The 4,988-nt window shown below is 72.3% G+C and carries 6 protein-coding genes; 5 read left to right on the plus strand and 1 reads right to left on the minus strand.

Features of this window, described 5'->3' with window-relative positions:
* Positions 1–342, minus strand: a 342-nt coding sequence (locus AC1DUQ_RS17485; RefSeq protein ID WP_477074226.1) for an NAD-dependent epimerase/dehydratase family protein, incomplete at its 3' end; no start/stop codon positions are given.
* Here AC1DUQ_RS17485 and AC1DUQ_RS17490 point away from each other — a divergent pair.
* The 5 genes from AC1DUQ_RS17490 to AC1DUQ_RS17510 form a co-directional block, all read left to right on the plus strand.
* On the plus strand, positions 245–808 hold the full coding sequence (locus AC1DUQ_RS17490) for a TetR family transcriptional regulator (RefSeq protein ID WP_477061118.1): 564 nt from the start codon (positions 245–247) through the stop codon (positions 806–808). The genes AC1DUQ_RS17485 and AC1DUQ_RS17490 overlap by 98 nt on opposite strands.
* Positions 805–1,380: a GNAT family N-acetyltransferase gene (locus AC1DUQ_RS17495; RefSeq protein ID WP_477074227.1), complete on the plus strand. Its 576-nt coding sequence runs from the start codon at positions 805–807 to the stop codon at positions 1,378–1,380. Before AC1DUQ_RS17490 ends, AC1DUQ_RS17495 begins: the two co-directional genes overlap by 4 nt.
* A gap of 7 nt (positions 1,381–1,387) precedes the next feature.
* Positions 1,388–1,951, plus strand: a complete 564-nt coding sequence (locus AC1DUQ_RS17500; protein ID WP_477061116.1) for a YqgE/AlgH family protein — start codon at positions 1,388–1,390, stop codon at positions 1,949–1,951.
* Between the two features lie 67 nt (positions 1,952–2,018).
* On the plus strand, positions 2,019–2,966 hold the full coding sequence (locus AC1DUQ_RS17505; protein WP_477061115.1) for a DUF808 domain-containing protein: 948 nt from the start codon (positions 2,019–2,021) through the stop codon (positions 2,964–2,966).
* A gap of 146 nt (positions 2,967–3,112) precedes the next feature.
* Positions 3,113–4,988, plus strand: a 1,876-nt coding sequence (locus AC1DUQ_RS17510; RefSeq protein ID WP_477074228.1) for a carbohydrate binding domain-containing protein, incomplete at its 3' end; no start/stop codon positions are given.

Here is a 4,988-nt window from a genome sequence, read left to right on the forward strand (position 1 = left end):
GACAAGGCTCCCGCGGTGCGCGGACGCACCGGCGGCCGAGATCGCGGCCTCGGACTCCGACGAGCGGGCGAGACCGGTGACCTGGTGCCCCGCCGCGAGGAGCTCGGCGGTGACCGCGGAGCCGATCCAGCCGGATGCACCGGTGACGAACACGTGCATGGGGAACTCCCTCGAACTGATGTCAGCAACTGTCATCACGACAGTACGCCGGATGTCAGTCGCTGTCATCACTAGACTTGTCCGCATGGGTCGATGGGAGCCGGACGCACGCGGTCGCTTGGCACGCGTCGCCTTGGAGCTGTACGCGGAGCGCGGCTTCGAGCAGACGACGGCCGAGGACATCGCCGAGCGCGCCGGCGTCACCGAGCGCACCTTCTTCCGGCACTTCGCCGACAAGCGCGAGGTCCTGTTCGACGGCTCCGCCGCGCTCCAGCAGCACCTGGTCGATGCCATCGCCTCCGCACCGGCCGGGCTGCCGCCGATCGAGGTCGTCGGCCGGGTGTTCGCCGGCGCAGGAGCGCTCCTGGAGGAACGGCGGGACTTCGCCCGGCGCCGGGCTGCCGTGATCGCGGCGACCCCGGCGCTCCAGGAACGCGAGCTGCTGAAGCTCGCGACCATGGCCACTGCGGCGGCCGAGGCCCTGCGCGCCCGCGGCGTCCCCGACCCCGCCGCCGGGCTGGCCGCCCAGGTCGGTGTGGCGGCCTTCACGACCGGGTTCGAGCTCTGGGTCACCGACGCCTCGCCCGACGGGCTCGCCGCGACCATCGAGGGGGCGCTCGCCGACCTCCGGGCCGTGACGGCGCCATGAGCGTCGAGGTGCTCCCCGCGCTCGGTCGGTACGACGACTTCTTCGAGGTCGTCGGCGTGAAGAAGCCGGGCGGCGGGGGCTGCTGGTGCATGGCGTACCGCGACAGCCGGGTGCCCAACCAGGAACGCGCGCAGTACATGCGCGACGAGTGCGCCCAGGAACCCGGCCCCGGCGTTCTCGCGTACGTGGACGGCGAGGCCGCCGGCTGGTGCTCGGTCGCCCCTCGGAGCAGCTACCGCCGCCTGATGCACTCGCRGACCATCCCGTTCGTCGACGACCGCGACGCGTGGAGCATCGTGTGCTTCGTGGTCCGGCCGGCGTTCCGGCGCCGCGGCCTGATGCACGAGCTGCTCGAGGGCGCGGTCGCGCACGCCCGGACGTCCGGCGCGGAGGTCGTCGAGGGGTACCCRGTGGAGATCGACGGCGGCGACCGCGTCGACCTCATCTCGGGGTACGTGGGGACGCGCCGGCTGTTCGAGGTCGCAGGGTTCACGCGGGCCGCCGAGACGACCGGGCACAGCGGCGGTCGACCCCGCGTGATCATGCGCCGGGAGCTCCGTGACCGGGGATGATGGCCAGATGCCAGACGACACGGCGCTGCGCGGCCGGCTGCTCGTCGCCACCCCCAGCCTGCGCGAACCGACCTTCCACCGGACGGTGATCCTGCTGCTCGACCACGGCGAGGCCGGCGCGGTGGGCGTCGTGCTCAACCGGCCGTCGACGCTGGACGTCGCCGCGGTGCTGCCCGAGTGGCACGACCACGTGAGCGACCCGCCGAGGCTGTTCCACGGGGGACCCGTCGGACTGGACACCGCCATGGGCGTCGTCACGATCCCGTACGGCTCGGACCTGTCCCCCGACGTCGACCGGATGACGGGTCGGTTCGGCCTCGTCGACCTGGACGCCGCCCCGGAGTCGGTGGTCCCGCACGTGGGCGGGGTCCGGGTGTTCGCGGGATACGCCGGCTGGGGCGACGGCCAGCTCGAGGCGGAGCTGGCAGAGCGCTCGTGGTTCGTGGTCGACGCGGTCCCCGACGACCTGCTCACCCCGCAACCGACCACGCTGTGGCGGCGCGTCCTGCGACGCCAGGGCGGCGACCTGGCCATCGTCTCGACGTTCGCCGAGGACGCCAGCCTCAACTGAGACCGGACGGCCGATCCGGGGAGCCTGTGCCAGGATCGCCCGAGCGCACGACGACGAGGGAGAACTGATGGCAGGCGGTCTGGCGGCCCTTCTCGACGACATCGCCGCCCTGGCGAAGCTCGCCGCGGCCTCGGTCGACGACGTCGGCGCGGCGGCCGGCCGGGCGAGCGCCAAGGCCGCGGGCGTCGTCATCGACGACACGGCCGTGACCCCCCGCTACGTGCACGGGTTCACGCCCGATCGCGAGCTGCCGATCGTGCGCCGGATCGCCGTCGGCTCGCTGCGCAACAAGCTGCTGTTCATCCTCCCGGCCGCGCTGCTGCTCAGCCAGTTCCTGCCGTGGCTGCTCACCCCGATCCTCATGGTCGGCGGCACCTACCTCGCCTACGAGGGCGCGGAGAAGATCTGGGAGCTGGTCAGCGGGCACGCCAAGGAGCACACGTCGACCCCGGCGGCCGCCCAGGGCGAGGCCACCGAGAAGTCGATGGTGAGCGGCGCCATCCGCACGGACTTCATCCTGTCGGCCGAGATCATGGTGATCGCCCTCAACGAGGTGGCCGACGAGCCGTTCCTGTCCCGCGCGATCATCCTGGCCGTCGTCGCGCTGGCGATCACCGCGCTCGTCTACGGGGTCGTCGGGCTCATCGTGAAGATGGACGACATCGGCCTGCACCTCGCGGAGCGGCGCAACGGCGCGGCCGCCGCGGTCGGACGCGGTCTGGTCCGGGCGATGCCGAAGGTCCTCTCCGTGCTGTCCACCGTCGGGATCGTCGCGATGCTCTGGGTCGGTGGGCACATCCTCCTCGCGGGCGTCGACGACCTGGGCTGGCACGCCCCCATCGACCTCCTGCACCACCTCGAGGAGGCCGTGCACGGCATCCCGGGCGTCGGCGGGCTGCTCGCGTGGCTGATCGACACGCTCGGCTCCGCGCTGGTCGGGCTGGTGGTGGGCGCGGCGGTGCTCGGCGTCATGCACCTGATCCCGAAGCGCCGGAAGGCCGAGCCCGCGCACTGACGGGTCGGTAAACGTTGTAAACAACTCTTGTCGGGTACGTCCGTTTCCCCCTAGGGTCGTGCCATCCACCGGGATGTTAGCGCTCACATCGGGCGCGACGGAGTCCCGGGCGAGGCGCACGACGATGTGCGCGCAGGGAGGCAGCCATGCCCGTCGTACTGTCGCGACCGAGCACCCACACCCGTCCGCACCGCCGCCTGGGGCTGCGAGCCGCCCTCGCCGTCGCCCTCGCCGTACCGCTCGGCGCCGGCGTCGTCGCGCCCGCGAGCGCCGCCCCACCCGTCCCCGACGGCGCGTGGACCGACACCTTCGACTCGGCGACGCTCAACGCGCGCTGGACCGCGGTGAACGACGAGCCGACGGCGCGGTCGCTGACGGTGAACCCCGGCGCGCTGACGCTGACCGCGCTGCCCGGCGACACCTGGCAGGGCAACAACTCCGCCCGCAACGTGATGACGCTCGACATCCCGGACGGCGACTTCTCGATCTCCGTGGACGTGCAGGCGTCCGTCACCAAGACGTTCCAGGGCGCCGGCCTCATCGCCTACCAGGACCTGGACAACTACGTGCGGTCGGGCCTGACGTTCGTCGGCGGGATCACGCCGTCGGGGATCGCGATCGAGAACGACATCGAGACCGCGGCGATCTTCGCCGCCGACCACTTCGAGGACCGCCCCGGATCGACGGGCGAGACCCTCCGGCTGACCCGCACGGGCGACACCCTGACCACCGCGCGCTGGGACGAGCCGACGGCCGCGTGGGTCGACGTGAACTCCGTCGACGTGACGTTCCCGATCGAGCACGTGGGCCTCTACGCGCTCGGTGCGCAGGACGGCACGACGTTCCCGGGCGTGTTCGACGACGTCACCCTGGTGGCCTCCCCCGGCGAGGACGTGGTGCCCGACGGGCCGTTCACACTGCGGGCACCCGGGACCGCGCCGCACCTGACGACCGGAGCCGACGACGCGATCGTCGTCGCGGAGCAGCGGCCCGGCGACCCCCTGGTGCTGGAGGCGACCGAGGTGGCCGGCGGTGTGGCGCTCACGGTCGGAGACCGTGCCGTCACCGTGCTGGCTGACGGGCGCCTTGCGCTGGGCGACTCCCCGACGACCCTGCGGCTCACCGAGGCCGGCGGAGGCAGGCTGCACCTCACGACCGCGGACGGGTCGCAGGGCGTGGGGATCGTCGACGGTGCCCTCGTCCTGGGCAGTGTCGACGACGCCGCCGGGTTCGTCCTCGAGCCGTTCGCGGTCGCCGAGGGCACGACGATCGCGATCGACGGCGACGGGACCGATGCGGAGATCTCCGACCGGCTGTACGGGATCTTCTACGAGGACATCAACTACGCGGCCGACGGCGGTCTCTACGCCGAGCTGGTGCGCAACCGCTCGTTCGAGTTCACCGCGTCGGACAACGCGAGCTTCACCGGCCTGACCGCCTGGGACGTCCTCGACCGCAGCGGCGCCGGGACCACGGTCTCCGTGGTCGACGACGACGGCCGGCTCAACGCGACCAACCGCACCCGGGCCGTGCTGGTGGCGGCCGCGGCGGGCGACGGGATCCGCAACGCGAGCTACAACTCCGGGGTCGCGGTCAAGGACGGGGCGTCCTACGACGCGAGCATCTGGGTCCGCACCACCACGTCGCAGGAGCTGACCCTGGCCGTCGAGAACGGTACGGAGACTGTCGCGTCCGGCACCGTCGACGTCGACGGGTCGGACGTCTGGAAGAAGTACGAGGTCACGCTGACCGCGAGCGCCACCACCGACGCGGGGCGGTTCGTCGTCCTGGCCGGCGCGGCCTCCACGCTCCACCTCGACCAGGTGTCCCTGTTCCCGCAGGACACGTGGGTCGGACCGGTGAACGGCACGTCCGTGCTGCGCAAGGACCTCGCGGAGAAGATCGCCGCGCTCGACCCGTCCTTCCTGCGCTTCCCCGGCGGCTGCGTCACCAACGTCGGCACGTTCCGCACGTACGAGGAGTCCGGGTACACCGACCGGCGCCGCACGTACCAGTGGAAGG

Source organism: Cellulomonas sp. P4_B5_2 (assembly GCF_056402235.1).

Excerpts from the sequence above, each read along its gene's own strand:
- AC1DUQ_RS17490 (WP_477061118.1), top strand. The coding sequence starts at position 245 with ATGGGTCGATGGGAGCCGGACGCACGCGGTCGCTTGGCACGCGTCGCC.
- AC1DUQ_RS17500 (WP_477061116.1), top strand. The coding sequence starts at position 1,388 with ATGCCAGACGACACGGCGCTGCGCGGCCGGCTGCTCGTCGCCACCCCC.
- AC1DUQ_RS17505 (WP_477061115.1), top strand. The coding sequence starts at position 2,019 with ATGGCAGGCGGTCTGGCGGCCCTTCTCGACGACATCGCCGCCCTGGCG.